15 protein-coding genes, 2 tRNA genes and 1 pseudogene are annotated in these 19553 nt (G+C 33.8%); 7 read left to right on the top strand and 11 right to left on the bottom strand.

Annotated features, from left to right (window positions below; genetic code table 11):
* Positions 1-15: 15 nt before the first annotated feature.
* The 3 genes from QYS48_RS03970 (at position 16) to QYS48_RS03960 (ending at position 1929) form a co-directional block, all read left to right on the top strand.
* On the top strand, positions 16-852 hold the full coding sequence (locus QYS48_RS03970) for a hypothetical protein (RefSeq protein WP_308357607.1): 837 nt from the start codon (positions 16-18) through the stop codon (positions 850-852).
* 64 nt (positions 853-916) lie between these two features.
* On the top strand, positions 917-1300 hold the full coding sequence (locus QYS48_RS03965; RefSeq protein ID WP_308357606.1) for a DUF983 domain-containing protein: 384 nt from the start codon (positions 917-919) through the stop codon (positions 1298-1300).
* A gap of 104 nt (positions 1301-1404) precedes the next feature.
* Complete coding sequence (locus tag QYS48_RS03960; protein WP_308357605.1) at positions 1405-1929, top strand: fasciclin domain-containing protein; 525 nt, start codon at positions 1405-1407, stop codon at positions 1927-1929.
* 287 nt (positions 1930-2216) lie between these two features.
* Here the strand turns inward: QYS48_RS03960 and QYS48_RS03955 are convergent, their stop codons facing one another.
* The 3 genes from QYS48_RS03955 to QYS48_RS03945 form a co-directional block, all read right to left on the bottom strand.
* Positions 2217-3047 carry a hypothetical protein gene (locus QYS48_RS03955; RefSeq protein ID WP_308357604.1) on the bottom strand — a complete coding sequence of 277 codons (831 nt, stop codon included), beginning with the start codon at positions 3045-3047 and terminating at the stop codon, positions 2217-2219.
* A 195-nt stretch (positions 3048-3242) separates the two neighbouring features.
* Positions 3243-4445 (bottom strand): redoxin domain-containing protein, encoded by a 1203-nt coding sequence (locus QYS48_RS03950; RefSeq protein ID WP_308357603.1) that lies wholly within the window; start codon positions 4443-4445, stop codon positions 3243-3245.
* Between the two features lie 345 nt (positions 4446-4790).
* Positions 4791-5507: a YebC/PmpR family DNA-binding transcriptional regulator gene (locus tag QYS48_RS03945; RefSeq protein WP_302103560.1), complete on the bottom strand. Its 717-nt coding sequence runs from the start codon at positions 5505-5507 to the stop codon at positions 4791-4793.
* Between the two features lie 179 nt (positions 5508-5686).
* Here QYS48_RS03945 and hemN point away from each other — a divergent pair, with 179 nt between their 5' ends.
* Together hemN and QYS48_RS03935 are read left to right on the top strand one after the other, a co-directional pair.
* Positions 5687-7039, top strand: coding sequence for an oxygen-independent coproporphyrinogen III oxidase (gene hemN / locus QYS48_RS03940; RefSeq protein ID WP_308357602.1), 1353 nt, complete (start codon positions 5687-5689; stop codon positions 7037-7039).
* Positions 7040-7317: 278 nt separating this feature from the next.
* Positions 7318-7701 (top strand): group III truncated hemoglobin, encoded by a 384-nt coding sequence (locus tag QYS48_RS03935; RefSeq protein ID WP_308357601.1) that lies wholly within the window; start codon positions 7318-7320, stop codon positions 7699-7701.
* 264 nt (positions 7702-7965) lie between these two features.
* On the opposite strand, the gene QYS48_RS03930 is transcribed toward QYS48_RS03935, so the two are convergent.
* Complete coding sequence (locus QYS48_RS03930) at positions 7966-8718, bottom strand: hypothetical protein (protein ID WP_308357600.1); 753 nt, start codon at positions 8716-8718, stop codon at positions 7966-7968.
* 275 nt (positions 8719-8993) lie between these two features.
* Here QYS48_RS03930 and QYS48_RS03925 point away from each other — a divergent pair, with 275 nt between their 5' ends.
* Together QYS48_RS03925 and QYS48_RS03920 are read left to right on the top strand one after the other, a co-directional pair.
* Positions 8994-9878, top strand: a complete 885-nt coding sequence (locus tag QYS48_RS03925) for an ABC transporter ATP-binding protein (protein ID WP_302103566.1) — start codon at positions 8994-8996, stop codon at positions 9876-9878.
* An 11-nt stretch (positions 9879-9889) separates the two neighbouring features.
* Entirely contained in the window at positions 9890-13477 is a 3588-nt protein-coding gene (locus QYS48_RS03920) for a M1 family aminopeptidase (RefSeq protein ID WP_308357599.1), read from the top strand.
* Positions 13478-13537: 60 nt separating this feature from the next.
* Here QYS48_RS03920 and QYS48_RS03915 read toward each other — a convergent pair whose 3' ends face one another.
* From QYS48_RS03915 to QYS48_RS03885, 7 genes and pseudogenes are all read right to left on the bottom strand, one after another.
* A complete protein-coding gene (locus QYS48_RS03915; protein ID WP_308357598.1) occupies positions 13538-14647 on the bottom strand; it encodes a hypothetical protein in 1110 nt (369 codons plus the stop codon).
* A gap of 223 nt (positions 14648-14870) precedes the next feature.
* Positions 14871-17996: a glycosyl hydrolase gene (locus QYS48_RS03910; protein WP_308357597.1), complete on the bottom strand. Its 3126-nt coding sequence runs from the start codon at positions 17994-17996 to the stop codon at positions 14871-14873.
* 275 nt (positions 17997-18271) lie between these two features.
* Complete coding sequence (locus QYS48_RS03905) at positions 18272-18523, bottom strand: GIY-YIG nuclease family protein (protein WP_302103574.1); 252 nt, start codon at positions 18521-18523, stop codon at positions 18272-18274.
* 178 nt (positions 18524-18701) lie between these two features.
* A pseudogene (locus QYS48_RS03900) lies at positions 18702-18777 on the bottom strand.
* Complete coding sequence (locus tag QYS48_RS03895; protein WP_302103575.1) at positions 18771-19022, bottom strand: GIY-YIG nuclease family protein; 252 nt, start codon at positions 19020-19022, stop codon at positions 18771-18773. The pseudogene QYS48_RS03900 and the gene QYS48_RS03895 overlap by 7 nt, the downstream one beginning before the upstream one ends.
* 179 nt (positions 19023-19201) lie before the next feature.
* Positions 19202-19276: transfer RNA gene (locus QYS48_RS03890), tRNA-Val, on the bottom strand.
* 20 nt (positions 19277-19296) lie between these two features.
* A tRNA-Trp gene (locus QYS48_RS03885) sits at positions 19297-19374 on the bottom strand.
* Between the last annotated feature and the right edge of the window lie 179 nt (positions 19375-19553).

Below are 19553 nucleotides of genomic sequence, written 5' to 3'. Positions count from 1 at the left end.
TAACCCATTAAAACCATGAGACTTGCCCAGGCTGCGAGAAAGCTTTCGATGACCACTGAAGAAATAGTGGATTTTTTACAATTGCGAGGGATTGAAATTGAAAAAGATTCTAATACAAAATTGAGTGCGGAATCTATTCAAGTACTTTATAAATATTTTGAAATAGAGGAAGAGGAGCCAGTAGAAAAAGTTGAAGTACAACCGGATGAAATTCAAGATGAGCAAGCAGATGCGAATATTCCTACTGAAGAGGAGGCTGAAGTAAATGAAGAAATAGTTTCTGAAAAGTTAGGGCAAGAGGAATCAAATGAAATTGCTGAGCCTCAACAAGAAGAAAAGGTAGAGGAAGTTCAAGCATCTGAAAAGAAATCATTCAAAACAGTAGGAGAGTTATTGGAGTCTGAAGACGAAACTACAGATGAAGATTTAGTGATTAAAGCTCCTAAGGTGGAATTGAAAGGCTTAAATGTAGTGGGGAAAATAGATCTTCCCGAGCCAAAGCCTAAGGAAGAAAAGCAAGAAGATAAACCTGATAAACTTCAACCAAGGGTAAAGAAAAACTACCAGAAAGGGAATAATAAAAAGTCTAGAAGAAATCGTAAAGAATTAACACCTGCCCAAATTAGGCAAAAAGAAGAAGAAAGAGAGGAACGTAAAAGGAAAAGGATAGAAAAGGAAAAGAAGAAGAAACGAGAAGAATTCTATAAAGAAAACATCCTTAAGCCAAAGCAGGAGGAACAAAAGAAAAAGACTAAGAAAAAGAAGATAAAGGTAGTTGAGCAAAAAATTCAGCCAAACCAACCAAAACCAAAAACCGTATTAGGCAAATTCTGGAGATGGCTTAATACTTGATAATACATTTAATATAACCGTAGAAATATTTAATACTTACCACAAAAAATAAGAATTACACGTAATGAAAAAAGGCAATAAATTATATAGTATTTTTAAATATAAATGCCCCAGATGTCATGAGGGAGATTTATTTGAATCAGGAACTTATGATTTAAAAAACTTCCAGAAAATGCCCAAGAATTGTTCTCATTGCGGTTTACGATATATGTCTGAGCCTTCATTTTTTGATGGTGCCATGTATATCAGTTATGCAATGCAGGTAGCTTTAATAATCACCGTTTTTGTCGCACTCAATGTATTAGGATTCGCAGAACTTTGGTTAATTATTACCTTATCCGTATCTCTTTCCCTTATCATGGTTCCTGTAACTTTCAGGTTGTCCAGATCAGCTTACATTAATCTTTTTGTAAAATATGACCCAGATAAAAGGTCAGAATTCGAATAAATTCACTTTTGTTTAATTAATATTAAAAATAGTTAAACAAAGTATCATGTTCTGTGTTAATACATCAGTTAAATTTTTTAATCAGAATATAAATACTTAGTGAGATGAAAAGAAGAGACGTAATATTGTTTATAGGAATTATAGTAGCTTCAATTATAGGAACCAAAACCTTTGCTAATCATGCAACTTTAGCTACCAATGAAATTGGTGATGAAGAAGCCAGAAGAATAATTAAAAAGATAAAGAATAATCCTGAGTTTTCACTGTTTTATAAAGCCCTGGAACAAGCTGATTTAAAATCAGAAATTGCGGCACTGGAAGAGTTAACCTTAATGATTCCTACTAACAAAGCATTCAGATTATTACCAAAAGATGTTTTGGAAAACTTTATGGACGAGGAGAATAAAGATGCTTTAATAGAATTACTTAACTATCATATTTTGCCTCAGAAAATAAATTATGAAGAATTAGGGGAGAGTAGTACTTTAAATGCTTTGGATAAACAGCAAATAAGCGTAAAATCTGGAGCTATAATACAAGTAGAAAATGCAGAAGTACAAGCCAAATATGAAGAAACTAATGATCTTATTATTTACAAAATAGATCGATTGATAATGCCTTTAAATTAGGTGATTAATTTAGTTTTCTAATCAAAGCTGATAGCGAAAGTTATCAGCTTTTTTTATGTCAATATTATAAAGTAATTTTTAGGCGATATCCCCTTCCTGATTTTCATTAGCAGGCGTGGTGTTTATCTTAAAGTATTAGTATACTCCAACCATTCAAAGCATGTCGGGAACGGGCTAGTAAAAAAAAGAAAATATGTCAATACCTATAAAATCTCAATATTTTTAGCTGATGTTAGGCATAAATTTTTGATTAAAGTTCTTTTCTCCTGTATAAGTGCTCAAAACTTTCAGTTGAAAATATTTTCGTTAAGTTGGTAAATTTCAATGCTTGTGGCAGAATTGTAGGTCTCAATTACCGAGTATGGAGAAGAATATGAGAAATAAGGCAATAAGCCATTTTTTGTCCAAGTTCTTCCATAGAGATTGAAGCATGCGTGTATAGGGTTTCCAGACTCATTTCTAAAAAGTATAATGATCTGATTCTTCCACAAATTTTTCGATTTTTTCAATGTCTGTACCTGCAAATTTTGAAGAGTTTCGATATGTATAAACATTTGCTTCAAAATAGTATTTGTATCCGTAAAGTCTGGAATAACGGAACGTCTAAAAAAAAAGGGTTCAGGGTCAATCCCATGAGAACGAAAGATACTCTCCAAAGAATATGATATACAGGTTTGATAAGCATTACGCAGTACGGTTGTGTCATACCTTTTCTCGTTTAATGCCTGGGCAACTGATCTTAATTCAGTACTATTCAAATTAGTGATATCATAATTCCACAGTTGATAGGGAGAAAACTTGCTTTCTTGGTAGAGGTTGCGTTTGTTTCCGAATTCCGAAATAGTTGAATCTCGATGTATCTTAATAGCAAACGAAAACAATAACCCTTCAATCTTCAACACATCGATCTTATTGTTAATTAAATCAATAGTATCTGTGATCTGTAAGTAATCTTTAAGGGATTTATTCAAAGGGGTAGTGATATCAATTTTACCGACCGCAAAGTTTTCCTTTTGAATTTCTTTTTTAGGAACCACTAAAATTTCGGAATTTAATTGGCTTTGCGCTGAGTTAACCCAAAATATGTAAAGGCAAATTACAAATATCTCTTTCCTCATTTTTGGCACGAATTAAAAATTTCACCAAAGATTTTAACTTTTTTAGCTTGAAATTATGCCTAACGCTAGGAATATGGCTAGGTGGCGGTTTCGAAGTGCTTCCTTGTATGCCCGCAACAAAGCTGATTAAATGTACAAAAATTTTCGTTTACTGCTTCTCCCGCCATAAGCTATATTTGATGCTGGCAACAGTATTTATTGTTTTTTATAAATTTCCATTATTTCGACTGGTAATTTTTCTTCTGCTCTGGCTAATTCTAGTCCATATTTCTTCAATTCAGTATGTATTGTTTTTGGGTCTTCAGCCCGCCATTCCAAAACAATGTCATATTCACCATTTAAGTTTGTTTTGTCTAAAACAGGTATTGGTGTGAAATTTTCTAAATACTCTGCCAATCTTGCTATTTTAATTTTCTTGGTTTTTAGAATTGTACCCATAAACATAAATTCGGTCGAATCGGATTGGGACTTTTTAATTTTCTTGTCCACATCTCTTAGAACATAACACTCTAAAGAATCAATTCCCATTTTGGCATTTGTATCAAAGTTTTCATTTAGAAATTCAATCCCTATTTCCCTCCATTTTTCTTGATACTTGTCTGAAACCTGAATCATAAAATTATACTGATGTTCTTTTTCGTAAGGAAAATCATCTACACTTAAACTGTCTTTAAAAATCATTCTACTTGGTGAAGCTACATTATATAAAGTCTGATAAATTCTTGGAATTGTACTATTCCACATTTCAATGCCATTTATATTACCCTCGACATTTTTTAAGGGTCTAAATCCACCTCTTTTTTCTTGGTCATAACTTTTTAGTTCGATTGTATAATTAGAATTAGCAACAGTTTTTATTGTTTCAACTTCTGAGATTGGGTCTCTGTAGAAATCATCCTTTAATTCTAAATCGATTTTATTATTGGTTATGAGATTTTCAATGACTTCTTTGTTTATTTTTTCTGGACTTGTAATTGCTCTAACGACTCCGTCCTTATCTATAATAATAGAATGAGGAATGACTTTGTATTCAAAGATTTTAGTATGAGTTGTATCTGAAACAACTTTTAATGATGTTTTTGAGCTTTTTATAAACTTTTCTAAACGCTCTTGATTTTCAGACGAAATAGTAATAATCTCAATTTTATCGCCAAATACATTTTGTAAGCTGTCCAATTTTTTCATTGCCGGTATGCAAGGTCCACACCAAGTTGCCCAAAATTCCAAAATGACAGGTTTTCCTTTTAAATCGTTTATTGATATTTGGCTTTGTTCGCTATTTAAAATATTACTGAATTCGTAGTTTGGTGCTGGTTTTCCTAATACAGCTATTTTATTTTCGTCTTTGCAAGATGTTATGCAAATGATTAAAATCAGTATTAGAAAGTTTCTTTTCATTTTCAGTTTTATATTGTTGACAACAATTGGCTAGTGGCATAAAAGTTGTCACTATACCTTTTATATTTTCAGCAATCTACTAAGAATTTAATTGGAAACAAAAGTGCTTTAAAGCCTTATAAGGGCTAATTTCTAGCTGTATCTGTAGAGCTAAACGTTTATTATACGTTTAAAATCTACCTTTATAAAATACATACGCTCAGTAAGCCAAACACACTAGGGTTTAGTTTACAGTGGATAGAGGATTTGAAGTTAATGACAAAGCTAAAGCAGTTGAGAAAATGAGCATAAAAAAAGCTGAAGGTTTAAAACTATCAGCTTTTGTAGGGAGTGATGGGAATTGATTTAAGCAATATTGGTATATACGGCTTGTACATCATCGTCCTCTTCAATTTTATCAATTAGCTTCTCAATATCCGCCATTTGTTCTTCTGAAAATTCAACAGAATCATTGGCAAATCTCTTTAGAGAAGCATTTTTAACGTCTATATTCAGCTCTTCTAGCTTTTTGGATAAGTTACCAAATTCAGTGTAGTCACCATAAACGTATAACTTCCCGTCATTTTCTTCAATCTCTTCCATTCCGGCATCAATCAGTTCCAGCTCTAATTCTTCAATATCCATATCCTCTGTTTTCTCAAATTCAAAAACAGCTGTTCTGGAAAACATGAATTCTAATGAACCATTAGGAACTAAATTGGCCCCCACTTTATCCTTATTGAAATAAGACTTAATATTCGCTACCGTACGGTTGTTATTGTCAGTGGCACATTCAATGAAAATCAATACCCCATGAGGTCCTTTTCCTTCGAAAGTAACTTCCACGTAGTTCTCTGCTTCAGAACCCGATGCCCTTTTAATAGCAGCCTCAATATTATCTTTAGGCATGTTTTGTGCCTTCGCATTTTGAATGGCAGTACGCAATGACGCATTCATTTCAGGGTCAGGTCCACCCTCTTTAGCTGCCATTGTAATCGTTTTGGCTAGTCTTGGAAATAAACGGGACATCTTATCCCATCTTTTTTCTTTCGCTGCTCTTCGGTATTCAAATGCTCTTCCCATTTCTAATTATTTTCATTTAGTGCAAAAATAAAAATAAGCCGCAAACTAACAGCAAATTGCTTTGATTTTGTTATAGCTAAAAAAAATAAGTGAGATGAAACTCATACTATGAGCTGATTTTAATCATGTTTTTCAAAAGCTGGAGCTTTTAATTTTGGCACAGATTAAATTGAAAGTTTATGGAGAAACTTAGCGAAAAGTATAATAAAGCAATTCCAAGATATACCAGTTATCCAACAGTTCCGCATTGGGAATTAAAAGAACCTGAATCTAATAAATGGTTAGAAGAGGTGAAAGAAGTTTATTTCAGTCAATCGGATAAAAGTTTAAGTCTTTACATTCACTTGCCCTTCTGCGAGAGCCTTTGTACTTATTGTGGTTGCAATAAACGCATTACCAAAAATCATAGTGTCGAGGATGTATATATCGAATCTGTCTTAAAGGAATGGAATATTTATGTAAAGAATTTTGGAGAGAGGCCCGTGATAAGAAACATCCACTTGGGTGGTGGTACGCCCACTTTTTTCTCAGCTATGAACCTTCAGAAATTAATTTTTACCATTAAAGATTCTGTCATTATTCACCCTGCCTTTGCTTTTAGCTTTGAAGGCCATCCGAATAATACCACTTATGAGCAATTAAAAGTACTATCAGAACTCGGTTTCGATAGAGTTTCTTATGGAGTGCAGGATTTCAATTTGAAAGTTCAGCAAGCGATTCATAGAATTCAACCTATTGAAAATGTGGAGAAAGTTACGAGCTGGTCAAGAGAACTAGGATATGGCTCTGTCAATTTTGATTTAATATATGGGCTTCCTTTTCAGACCCTTGAAAACATAAAAACCAATATTGAAAATATTGAACAGTTTAAACCTGAAAGAATTGCTTTATACAGCTATGCACATGTGCCATGGAAAAGTAAAGGGCAAAGGGGGTATAAAGATGAAGATCTCCCAACACCTTCAGAGAAATTAAAAATGTACCAATTAGCCAAGGAAGAATTAAATGCTCTGGGCTATAAAAATATTGGCATGGATCATTTTGCCTTAGCAGATGATGAACTCTATTTGGCAAAAGAAGAAGGATATCTTAATCGTAATTTTATGGGCTACACTACCGATCAGAATCAACTCATGATTGGTTTGGGATGCAGTGCTATAAGTTCCACCGGTACTGCTTTTGTACAAAATGAGAAAACAGTAGAGAAATATCAAGATTCTATTTTAAATCAAGAATTACCACTGATAATAGGTCATTATTTATCACATGAAGAAATGGTGGTTAGCAAGGTGATTAATCAAATCATTTGTAATGGGGTTGCTGAATTTATGACTTCTGAATTTACCATAAAACTATGGGAAGATGCGTATGAGGAATTGCTAGAAATGCATGCTGATGAATTGATTGAAATGGGTATTTATAGCTTTAAGGTTACAAAAAAAGGAATGCTCTTTGTTCGAAATATATGCTCTTTATTTGACCCTAAATTGAAAAACAGCATTAATCAGCGGCAATTTAGTCAGAGTATTTGAAAAAGCTGATGAATTCAGGCTTAAGATTCCTGCGCAGGCAGGAATGACGGTTTTTAAAAGCATTGTTTACTACAGAAACTATCAAGTTTAATAATTTCAGTTGTTAGAATGGTGATGTAATTTTTTAATACGCTATAACATCTAGGCCTTATGCCTCCGATGGCAGGGATCTAAGATTAAAGTCCTGAAAGAATTAGCTGCTAGAAACATATGATTCTATATTTGAAATAGCTCTAAGTGCAATTGTATTTGATCTTACAAAGTATTTAAAGAAAAATATGTCAAAAAAAGATATTAGCAATAAAGAAGATGTGGAACTACTGGTAGATAGCTTTTATGCTAAAGTATTAAAGGATGATACCATTGCTTATATTTTCACTGATGTTGCAAAAATGAATGTACCGGAACATATGCCTATAATGTATAATTTTTGGGCCACTATTTTGTTAAGTAAAGGAACATATGTGGGGAATCCCATGGATAAGCATTTTGCATTAAATGAAAAGGAAGCACTCAAAAAAGAACATTTCGATAGGTGGTTGAAGTTATGGTTTGATACAGTAGATGAGCTTTTTACAGGTTCGAAAGCAGAGGAAGCCAAAACCAGAGCGTCTACTATTGGTCGATTGATGTTGTTTAAAATGGAAGAAGCAAATCATTAAACATTATAGATGATTTATCAGTTTTATTAACATGGAAAAGCTGATATTCCCTTTAAGTTTAGTGAGTTTTATAGGTTTTTTTTATGTCGTTGCGATAAGCTTAAATTTTCCTTATCCGTTAATTTCGCTATTGTTCGGATTACTCCCATTTTTTATAATTTGGATGGTGATAAGGGTTTTGAAAGATGGTGAGCATAGTGGGAAAACATTCGAAGATGATTTCTACGAATTTAAATAAGCATGAAAAAAGTCATTGCCTATTTCCTACTTATTTGCCTTAATATACTCCTTATAATTTTCTTTAATTTTCTCAGCGACTTCATAAGCTGATGATGTATTGATGAATTCTATACTCAATTTCATGTAGTTGATAAAATCGGTTAAATCATCTCCCTTTAAGTCAGTTAAGGAAGCGACTAATTCACGATTAAATTTTTTATTTCTGATATAGGAATCATCTAAATCTGCCTGTATAGCCCAATACTTCACTTTTTCTTGAAATTTGGGATTTATTTTGGAAGCAGCAAATCGGAGAGGGTTTCGAATGGCATAGCCTGCAGTGTTAATTTCTTTAGAGTTATATATGACTGGGATTTTAGGAATAGGCTTACCTGGAGTTACCCCATAGGGGACGAATTTCCCATTATCTTGCATAGGCATGTTTATTAGTTTTTTACGAAAGTCAGCTTCCGTTTTAGGGAGATTACTAACCACCACTTCATCAAGTTGAATTACATTGGGATCTAATAATATTGATACACGCTTTTTGGTGTAAATGATGAATTGTTTCTTTTTGTAATTAATAGAGCTAATAATGAGGGTGTCTCCCACATTAGCCTCCAAATAGAAATTCCCTAATTCTGAAGAAATTGCAAGTTTTCGAGAGCTGATATTCAAGATGTGTGCTCCTTCTATACTTAATCCGTCTTTTGAGGATTGAATAATGCCTTCAAATTGCTGACCAAAAGTGGAATAAGTACTAAGAAAAATCAAAACACTAATTAAGAAGGCTTTCAATACTATCTGTGAGTTTTTGTATGCCCATACTAACTAATAGATCGAAAATATATTATGTAATTTATTTACTATTTGATGATAATTTCATGTTTAAATAAAGAGGTTTAACCATTATAAATGCATTTTAGCTTTTTTCTCCGATTATCATTTAGATGATCCGTTTAAATTTTACACAGATGGTTAATGTAAGTTTCATAATAAATATTAATTTTCGTGTTACAATTGAATGCATTTGTGCATCTAAAAAATGAAAACTAAAATTTAATTTTTAAATCATGAGTAAACTTACTATCAGCCAGCTTTCAAAAACCTATCCCAATGGTGTGAAAGCATTAGATAACATCAATATTGAAATTCATAATGGTATGTTTGGATTATTAGGACCGAATGGTGCTGGTAAATCCTCTTTAATGAGAACCATAGCTACACTTCAGGAAGCTGATACAGGCTCTGCCTTTTTAGATGATATTGATATCCTGAATCAACCCGATGAGCTTAGAAAAGTGTTAGGCTATTTGCCTCAGGAGTTTGGAGTATATCCCAGAATAACGGCTGAACAGCTTTTGGATCATATGGCCATCTTGAAAGGAATAACCAATAAATCTGAGCGTAAAGAAATGGTGAAATACCTTTTGGATAAAGTAAATCTTTATGATAAAAGAAAAAAAGCAATAAAAGGCTTCTCTGGTGGTATGAAGCAGAGAGTAGGAATTGCGCAGGCATTAATTGGAAGTCCTAAATTAATTATAGTGGATGAGCCAACTGCTGGTTTAGATCCTAGCGAAAGAAACCGTTTTTACAATTTGCTGGCAGACGTTGGTGAAAAAGTGGTTGTAATTTTATCTACTCATATTGTGGATGATGTAAGGGAACTATGTACCAATATGGCCATCATGAATCTGGGTGAAATTGTGTATAAAGGAGCTCCTCAAACTGCTATTGAAGAATTATCAGGTAAGGTGTATCAGAAAATTGTTAGTCGTGAAGACTTAGATCAATACGCTAAAGAATATTCTATCATTTCCAATAAGATGGTAGGAGGGAAGCCATTAATTCATGTATTCAGCGATGCAAATCCTGGTGATGGCTTCGAGCAAGTACAACCAAATCTGGAAGATGTATTCTTCTCAAAAATTAATACCTCTAACGTTTTAGTATAAATTAATCGGATATGTTTAAACACTTCTTTACAACAGAATTAAAATATACATTCAAGCAACCGATGATTTATATTTTCACCGGGCTTATTGGCTTATTAGTCTTTTTTGCGGTAGTGAGCGACAATGTAATGATTGGCGGTGCTGTAGGAAATGTATATAGAAATGCGCCTCACATCATAGCCGTTTATTCGGGAGTGATGACCATTTTTGGGCTTATCATTGCAACTGCATTTTTCAACAATGCAGCACTCAGAGATCATCAAAATCAATTCAATGAAATTTTATTCAGTACGCCAATCAAAAAATCAGGCTACTTTTTTGGTCGCTTCTTTGGGGCACTAATTTTGGCTACGATCCCAATGTTGGGTGTGTTTATAGGGATGTTAATTGGTTCAGCATTAGCCCCAGTCTTCGGCTGGATTGAGGCAGATCGTTTTGGTGCTTTTTACCTTTCTTCCTTTATCAATAATTACTTTTTTATAATCCTGCCTAATATGTTTTTTGCAGGGGCTATCATTTTTGCATTTGCCAATATTTGGAAGAATACCGTTATTTCTTTCGTAGGTGCACTTGCAGTAATTGTGGCCTTCTTTATTTCAGGGACTTTAATGTCTGATATTGAGAATGAGTCTATGGCTGCCATTCTGGATATTTTTGGTATTAGGACCTATTCTTTCATGTCGAAGTATTATACTCCTGTTGAGAAAAATACCTTAGGGCTACAAATCACTCCTATTTTAATTTATAATCGATTATTATGGGGTGGATTGGGACTTATCATTCTTTTAACTTCTTATTTTACATTTAGCTTTAAAGCAAAAAGTAAAAAAGTTAAAGCTGAGAAAAAGCAGGAAGATTCTAAAAGGACACCTTTTGTATTGCCTAAGGTTAGCATCAATTTTTCTTCCGCTACATCATGGAAACAGTTTAAAAGCTTTTTCTACATTAATTTCCTTAGTATCATAAAAAGTACAACTTTCAAAATCCTAATCATATTCAGCTTATTAATGCTGATATCTAATTTATCAGGAGGGTTTGAATATTTCGGGCTTCAGTCGTATCCGGTTACTTATAAAATGCTTGATATAATTTCGAGCGTTTCAGGTCTCTTTACGATTATTATTGTGGTCTTTTTTAGCGGTGAATTAATCTGGAGAGATAAAGACAACCATATTAATGAGGTGATTGATGCAACGCCACATCAGTCTTTTGTTTCTTTAATTGCAAAAGTGAGCAGTTTAGTAATGATCACGATTGTGCTGTATGTATTTTTCGTAATAAGTGCAGTGATTTATCAGTTGGCTACAGGTTATACCAGAATAGAGCTTGGCCTATACTTCAGTGACTTTTTCGTGAGCTATCTGGGCTATTATATTATCTATAGCATGGTCATGGTGCTTATTCATGCCTTAGTGAGTAATAAGTATATTGGATATTTTATTTCCATCATTCTAATATTCGCTTTGGATATTATTTTATTAATAGCTGATATTCAGTCCAATATGGTTGCCTTGGGTGAAACCCCTCGAATTATCTATTCTGATATGAATTCCTTTGGACCAGCCTTAATCAGTAGCTTGTGGTTTAATTTCTACTGGATCAGTTTTGCATTGATCTGTTTATTCTTAGCCACCCTCATGTGGAAAAGAGGAACTCAAGCTAATATTAAAGAGAAGTTAAGCTTAATCCGTAAAGGAATGCCGAATTCTTTCAAAATCAGCTTTTTTATAATATTAGCAGCTTGGTTTACCTTATCTGGATTTGTGTTTTACAACACACAAGTTTTAAATGAATATACTACCTCTGATGAGAGAGAATTGCAGGCGGTGGAATATGAAAAGACCTACAAGAAATATGAAGATATAGCATTACCTAAAATTGCTGCTATTGATTACTTCATTGATATTTTTCCATATCAAAGGGATGTAAAAGTGAAAGCGGAAGTAACTATGATTAATGCTAATAAAGTTGCCATTGATTCCCTTCATTTTGATTGTAATTCAAGTTGGGAAACAGAAATTAAAATCCCAGGAGCTGAATTAGTTTTTGAAGATGAGGATTTTGATTATCGTATTTATAAGCTGGCAAAACCTTTTCAACCAGGTGATACGCTTGAAGCAGTGATCAATACATCTTATATCACCAAAGGATTTGAAAATGAAGTCTCTAATTCCTCAATAGTTGAGAATGGCACATTCTTAAATAATTTTCAGGTATTACCATCCTTAGGCTATAATGAAGGGGCTGAAATAAGTGATAATAATACTCGGAAAAAATACGATTTGCCTAAAAAGGAGCGTATGCCTGAGTTGGAAGAGGATTGTGGGCCTGCTTGTGATAAGAATTATTTAACCGGAGGCTTATCTGATTTTATAAATGTTGAAACGGTGATCTCTACCGCTTCTGACCAAATCGCAATTGCACCTGGTTCATTAATTAAAGAGTGGGAAGAGGAAGGAAGAAAATACTTTCATTATAAAGTAGACCATCCTTCTATGAATTTTTACTCTTTTATATCAGCTCGATTTGAAGTAGCAAGAGAGAAATGGAATGGGATTGATGTTGAAATCTATTATGATGCTAAGCATGATGTAAATATTCCTAAAATGACTGCTGCGGTTAAGAAGTCATTGAAATACTATACTGAGAATTTTGGCCCTTATTACCATAAACAGTGTAGGATTATTGAGTTTCCGAGATACTCTACTTTTGCTCAAGCATTTCCAGGAACTATGCCATATTCTGAATCTTTCGGTTTTATTGTAAATCTGGAAGATGAAGATGAGAATAATGTGATTGATGCGGTGGTGGCGCATGAAATTGCACATCAATACTGGGCACATCAGGTGATTGGTGCTGAAATGCAAGGAAGTACCATGTTTAGTGAAGGCTTTTCAGAATATTCCTCTTTGATGACGATGAAGAATGAATCGAATGATCCGATGAAAATGCGCGAATTTCTTAAATATGATCATAATCGATACTTAAGAGGTAGAAGTGGGGAGTTGGAAAAAGAAATGCCTTTATATAAAGTGGAAAATCAAGGCTATATTCATTATGGTAAAGGGAGTGTTATTTTATATGCTTTGCAGGATTATATAGGCGAGGAAAATGTCAACAAAGCAATGCGAGGGTTTTTGGAAGAATACCGCTATAAAGGTCCTCCATATCCTACTTCTTTAGATTTCTTAGAATATTTGGAGCCTGAGGTTCCTGATTCATTGAAATATTTAATCGATGACTGGTTTAAAGAAATTACCTTATATGACAACCGAATGACTGAAGCTTCATATAAAAAGTTAGAGGAGGGGATTTATGAGGTAAACCTCACTGTAGAAAGCAAGAAGATTAAAGCAGATAGTTTGGGTAATGAAACTGAAGTTCCAATCAATGATTGGATTGATATCGGAATGTTTGCCGATGATGATGAGTCTGATTTATTATTCCAAAGACGAGTGAAAATCGATCAAGAGAAGATGGATTTCACTTTTGTGGTGGATACTATTCCTGCAAAAGCTGGGATTGATCCTAGACACTTACTAATTGATAGAGTATTCAAGGATAATATCAAAAGTGTTAGTGAAGAATTAGTTGAGTAGAATTAATAATAAGAACACAAAAAAGGCCAGCTTTGAGATCTCAAAACTGGCCTTTTTTGATTACAGAATGGATATTGGTATTCCTGAATCTGGATCAAAGGTAAAAGAATCAATTATTTTAAAATCTGAATCTAAAATTGTAATAATGTATTCAAGTTCAGACTTTTCCTCGTTAAAAATTTGTCCGAAATAAACAATATTTCTATCTACAACCTTTATCATATCGGAATGAATTACTTTATAGCCTGTATCTGTGAAGATGTTATTTAACTCATCTTCCTGGATCATTTTAATGGTTTTAAGTTGTTTGAAATCATATTGATATATTCCAACTTGAGGATATGTATTGGTTAGATATAAGCCTATAAATGTATTGCCTAATCTAGCTACTGGATACTCTCGTGTTAATGGAGAAAGATCTAAATTGTCTAATGTATTTTTTGAGTCTACTGTAAATCCTTGATTCGAAAGTTTGAAATAGTTTTTTAAACCAATATCATAATAATTTAAAGTATTATCATTATCAATAATTATATTGTTTGGAAAAAAAGATGTTTTTATTGAAGTACTGTTTAGTTGATTAAAGGATTTAAGGTCAAAATATAATAGCTCATCAGTTATATTGAAATATAGTCCTTCGTCTGTAACGTATTTGATATATTTATTTGCGGCAGTATTTTCATGATTAATTAGGGCACTTTTAGTAATTACTTTTGATTTTAGATCTACTTCAATTAATTGTAAGGAATCATCTACAACATCAGAATAATCAACTTTTATTCCTAATACGTAAACTTTATCATTTTTAATGTATACATCATTTAACCAAAAAGTATGTATATTATATTCATAATTTAGCTCTTGAGTAATGTCTAATGTAAATTTAGAACCATTTTCTAAATCTATAATAGTAATCTCTTCATCATAGTTGGCATTAGACGAACTAGCAAGAACTATGTAATTTTCATTTTTCGTAGCCTTTTCTGCATTTAAGGTAAATGAATAATAGTTATCATTAATGATAGCTTCATTCAAATCTATTCGATCTATAGAGTTTTTCTTTATTAGATATATTGTAGAGTTTTTATTCCTCGAAGGAAGGAGGCCGTCTTCTGAACAAGAAAATAATATAATCGATAATAAAATTATATAGTATGATTTTATTTGCATGATACTGAAATGAAAATTTTAATGGGTATTATTATATATGAGATAACAAATATAAACTAATATTTTTTGAACCACTAACTTAAACAATTAAGTGATGGTTACCGTTTGAGTAGCATTGAAATAAGTGATTATATTTTGAGATATTTCGCTGCATTAATAGAAAAAGCCAGTTTGAGGTCTGATATGATCTAAAACTGGCTTTTTCTATATTTGGGACTTATGTTTAATCAAGTTTCACTGCTTTCACTTGATTTGCGTCTACTAAATCGTTGAAAGCTGCCACATCTTCATCCAATATTTTATTAAGGGCATCAAGTTGCTCATCAATTCTAGCTGTGATTTCTTTTTTAAATTCAATAGCAGAATCAGTGGGTCTGTTATCGCCCATACCCATTAAACTGTTTAAATGTCCTAATTTATTATTTAATCTTATAGGGTAGTTTAAAGGATCCTGTCTACTTCTGTTTTTAGTCTGGTAAAGTGCTTCTTCAATTTCTTTCATGTTTTTAAGTATACTTTTCCCCATACTTTTCACAGTATCAGCATCTGCTTTCTTGATTACATCTTCAATTTGAACTCTCGCTCTTCGGATATCTTTAATTGCTAAATTCGTTTCAGATAATTTTGCAATTACATCCTGTTGAAAATCAAATTGTGCTTTTAAGTCATCATAGGAAGCTGAAGACCTTGGGTCTTTTTTGATAGTAGCGACCTGAGTACCTTGGCCTTTACCGTTTACAACTAAGCTTACTTCATAGTCACCCGGTAAGGCTGTTGGTCCACTTAAAGATGACCACCAAAGAATCATTCCGTCAAAGCTTTCCGCACCCGGATACTGCATGTCCCAAATATGTTGGTTACTGCCTGGTTTTACTTCTAACTTTTTCTCATTCTTTTCTTTATCTGGATGAGTACTGTATACTTGGATGGTATCACCGCCCATTTCATTGTAAATCAATTTTACAGTATCAGCCGCAGCCGTATCTTTTGCGTAAAAGTAAGTGATTACACCAGATGGCATATTAGTACCCGCTGTTTTACTTTCTCTTGATCTACCTCCGATTCTATAAGTGATTTTTGGATTGAAAATATGGTAATCCATATTCATTTTATCCATGATTGCTTTTGCTGCACCCAACTGATGTAATACTGTTAAATCATCAATCAACCAAAATCCTCTACCCTGAGTAGCGGCTATTAAATGATTGTCCTTAATGGTTAAATCGGTAATAGGAACGATTGGAAGGTTCAACTGGAAGTCTTGCCAGTTAGCACCATCATCAAAAGAAATGTACATTTTAGTTTCTGTACCTGCGTATAAAATTCCTGGACTTTTCGGGTCGGCTCTTACAACTCTTGTGAAGTGATCATTAGCTATTCCGTTTACAATTTTAGTCCATGTTTTACCGTAATCCTTTGTCTTATATAAATAAGGACGGTAATCACCGTTTTTATAAGAGGTAGCGGCTATATAAGCGCCCCCTTTGGTAAATGGACTTGCCTCAATGCTGTTAATCATAATCCATTTCGGCATATCTGGAGGAGTTACATTTTCCCAGTTTTCACCCCCATCTTTACTTACATGTACTAAACCATCGTCAGAACCTGTCCATAACAAATCTTCTTCATAAGGAGATTCGATCGCAGCGAAGATGGTGCAGTAATACTCCACACTGGTGTTATCTTTTGTAATCGGACCACCTGAAGGACCTAATTTGCTAGGATCATTTCTTGTTAAATCAGGGCTTATGGTTTCCCATGTTTGACCCTCATTGGTAGTTACATGTAAATGATTTGAAGCTGTATAAAGTTTATTTGGATCATGAGGAGAAGTGAAAATCGGGAAATTCCACTGGAACCTGTATTTCATTTCTTCTGCTCCGTGTCCCATCGGGTTGTCTGGCCATACGTTTATCGCTCTTATTTCTTCAGAGCTATGATTGTAACGAGTTAAAAAGCCATCATAACTTCCACCATAAACTACTTCATTATTTTCCTCATCAATCGCTAAGTGCGCACTTTCTCCACCCGCGGTTGATTCCCAATCTTGTTCGCCAATAACAGATCCTGTGGTTCTATGCGCAATTCTTACCGTAGAGTTATCTTGTTGTGCTCCATATATCCTAAATGGAAAATGATTATCGGTTGTAACGCGGTAAAATTGTGCTGTATTCTGGTTCATGTAGGTACTCCAGTTTTCTCCGCCATCAAAACTTACTTGAGCACCCCCATCATCAGCCATGATCATGCGTTGATTATCGTTAGGGTCAATCCACATATCATGGTGGTCTCCGTGTGGAGCTCTAAAAGCTTCAAAAGATTTTCCCCCGTCTTTTGATTTGTGATAATCCACATTTACAACATATACCATATCCTCATCCTGAGTATCAGCGTAAATTCTGGTGTAATACCAAGCTCTTTGTCTTAATGCTCTATCGTCATTTGTTTTCTTCCATGTTTTTCCTGCATCATCAGACCTGAAAACACCACCATTATCATTTTCAATAATAGCCCAAATACGATTTGAGTTTTGAGGAGAAACGGTTATTCCTGAAATACCCCAAGTACCTTTCGGTAAACCTTCATTTTCTGAAAGTTTTGTCCAGTTTTCACCGCTATCCGTTGATTTCCAAATGTCAGAGCCAGGCCCGCCACTTGAAAAACTATAAGGGGTTCTTCTTACATTCCAGGTAGAAGCATACATAATTCTTGGGTTATTAGGATCTAAGATTAGATCTACTGCTCCAGCTCTGCTATTCGCAAATAATTTTCTGTCCCAAGTTTTACCTCCATCAGTAGATTTATAAACACCTCTTTCAGGAGAATCTTTAAAAATATCACCCATTACGGCTGCATAGACTATATCTGGGTTTTGAGGATGAATTCTGATTCTACTGATGTGGCGACTATTGTCCAGCCCCATGTGTTCCCAGTTTTTACCAGCATCTACTGATTTGTAAACCCCATAGCCGTAGGACATATTTCCTCGTAAAGTCTTTTCACCACCGCCAACATAAATTACGTTAGGATCACTTTCTGCAACCGCCACGGCTCCAATAGAGCCTCCAAAATGACCATCAGAAATGCTTTTCCAAGTATTTCCACCATCTTTGGTGCGCCATACACCCCCACCAGTGGATCCCATGTAAAATAGGTTAGGTTGACCAGTAACTCCGGTTACCGCAGCAGACCTACCGCCTCTGTAGGGTCCAATACCTCTCCATTGGAGAGCGTCATAAAGTTTCTCGTCATATTGAGTGGTAGAAGCACTTTTGCGATTTCGCTGAGCTTCTACTGTTTGTATTTGGAATAGGAAGATTATTCCAACTAAAAAGTATAGTTTCTTCATATTTAAAATGGATTTTTCTTCAATCTATTTTAAATACTTTAGAGTTGCCACTAAATTTTTATAAGTGGTGTGCAGGATTAATGATAATTTTTAATCATCATATTGGGTAGAAATTAAAAAAGGGTTACAAACTTAAGCCTGTAAGCCTTTTTTATAATTGTGGGATTAGTAGGATTACTCATGGGCTCTACTATGCGCTTTTCCTTTTTTGAATTTACATTTCGAACCTACGATTCTCCCGACAAGTGATGTCGGGATGCTCTAAATCAACTGAGCTATAATTTATTTTGAATTAGTGCTTCAATTCTTTTTCTACTTTTCCAGCTTTTGATCTGTCTTTCTCTGGCATAGGCCTCAGTTTTAGAATAAAAACTTTCTTGGTACACTATTTCCCAATCGTTAGCTTTTCCAGTAAATCCTTTATGATTTGAGTTGTGTTTTCTTAATCTTTCTAAAAGGTTATCACAGGTATAACCAGTATAATATTTATCTAAAGTGGGGGAGTATACGATATAGAAGTGACACATGAATTGGTTGAAATTAATATTCTAACCAAAATAAGTAAAAATTTAGTTATTAGGCATTCGGACTTACGACCCTCCCGACTAACTAGTCGGGATGCTCAAAACTAACTGAGCTATAATGCTAGATTTTTAATCATAAAAAAAGGCTTACAAATATTATTTGTAAGCCTTTCGTATAATGTGGGATTAGTAGGATTCGAACCTACGACTCTCCCGACAAGTGATGTCGGGATGCTCTAAATCAACTGAGCTATAATTTATCTTGAATTAATGCTTCAATTCTTTTTCTACTTTTCCAGCTTTTGATCTGTCTTTCTCTGACATAGGCCTCAGTTTTAGAATAAAAGCTTTCTTGGTACACTATTTCCCAATCGTTAGCTTTTCCAGTATATCCTTTGTGGTTAGCATTGTCTTTTCTTAATCTGTCCAAAAGATCACTACAGGTATAGCCAGTATAATATTTATCTAAAGTAGGGGAGTATAAGATATAGAAGTGACACATGAATTGGTTGAAATTAAAATTCTAACCAAAATAAGTAAAAGTTTAGTTATTTGGTATTCGAAATTCCGACTCTCCCGACTAACTAATCGGGATGCTCTAAACTAATAGAGCTATAATGCTAGATTTTTTAATCATAAAAAAAGGCTTACAAATATTATCTGTAAGCCTTTTGTAGAATGTGGGATTAGTAGGATTCGAACCTACGACCCCCTGCTTGTAAGGCAGGTGCTCTAAACCAACTGAGCTATAATCCCATTAAATATTTTGTATCATTTGATTAGTAGGTTTGAACCTACGACCCTCCCGACTGTTTGGTCGGGATGCTCTTTTAAACCAACTGAGCTATAACCCCATTATTTTTTTCCTTTTTTACAACCGTTTGTTGTTGTTTGGGAATGCAAATGTAGTACTGCTTTTTATATTTACAAATTGATTTTATAAAATAATTCAAAAAAAATTCAAGCTATATTTTATTGATTTGAAAATCAGGTCATTACGGTTATAAAAATTTTATTTGGATTTATATCTCTT

This window comes from Marivirga arenosa (assembly GCF_030503895.2).
In the GTDB taxonomy this organism is placed as follows: Bacteria; Bacteroidota; Bacteroidia; order Cytophagales; family Cyclobacteriaceae; genus Marivirga; species Marivirga arenosa.
The sequence above is the reverse complement of the archived record's forward strand: the minus strand, read 5'-3'. Positions and strand labels throughout refer to the sequence as shown.

Bases quoted from the DNA above. Each gene is read 5' to 3' on its own strand.
- QYS48_RS03970 (WP_308357607.1), top strand. From the start codon at position 16: ATGAGACTTGCCCAGGCTGCGAGAAAGCTTTCGATGACCACTGAAGAA.
- QYS48_RS03965 (WP_308357606.1), top strand. From the start codon at position 917: ATGAAAAAAGGCAATAAATTATATAGTATTTTTAAATATAAATGCCCC.
- QYS48_RS03960 (WP_308357605.1), top strand. From the start codon at position 1,405: ATGAAAAGAAGAGACGTAATATTGTTTATAGGAATTATAGTAGCTTCA.
- QYS48_RS03955 (WP_308357604.1), bottom strand. From the start codon at position 3,047: ATGAGGAAAGAGATATTTGTAATTTGCCTTTACATATTTTGGGTTAAC.
- QYS48_RS03950 (WP_308357603.1), bottom strand. From the start codon at position 4,445: ATGAAAAGAAACTTTCTAATACTGATTTTAATCATTTGCATAACATCT.
- QYS48_RS03945 (WP_302103560.1), bottom strand. From the start codon at position 5,507: ATGGGAAGAGCATTTGAATACCGAAGAGCAGCGAAAGAAAAAAGATGG.
- hemN (WP_308357602.1), top strand. From the start codon at position 5,687: ATGGAGAAACTTAGCGAAAAGTATAATAAAGCAATTCCAAGATATACC.
- QYS48_RS03935 (WP_308357601.1), top strand. From the start codon at position 7,318: ATGTCAAAAAAAGATATTAGCAATAAAGAAGATGTGGAACTACTGGTA.
- QYS48_RS03925 (WP_302103566.1), top strand. From the start codon at position 8,994: ATGAGTAAACTTACTATCAGCCAGCTTTCAAAAACCTATCCCAATGGT.
- QYS48_RS03920 (WP_308357599.1), top strand. From the start codon at position 9,890: ATGTTTAAACACTTCTTTACAACAGAATTAAAATATACATTCAAGCAA.
- QYS48_RS03915 (WP_308357598.1), bottom strand. From the start codon at position 14,647: ATGCAAATAAAATCATACTATATAATTTTATTATCGATTATATTATTT.
- QYS48_RS03910 (WP_308357597.1), bottom strand. From the start codon at position 17,996: ATGAAGAAACTATACTTTTTAGTTGGAATAATCTTCCTATTCCAAATA.
- QYS48_RS03905 (WP_302103574.1), bottom strand. From the start codon at position 18,523: ATGTGTCACTTCTATATCGTATACTCCCCCACTTTAGATAAATATTAT.
- QYS48_RS03895 (WP_302103575.1), bottom strand. From the start codon at position 19,022: ATGTGTCACTTCTATATCTTATACTCCCCTACTTTAGATAAATATTAT.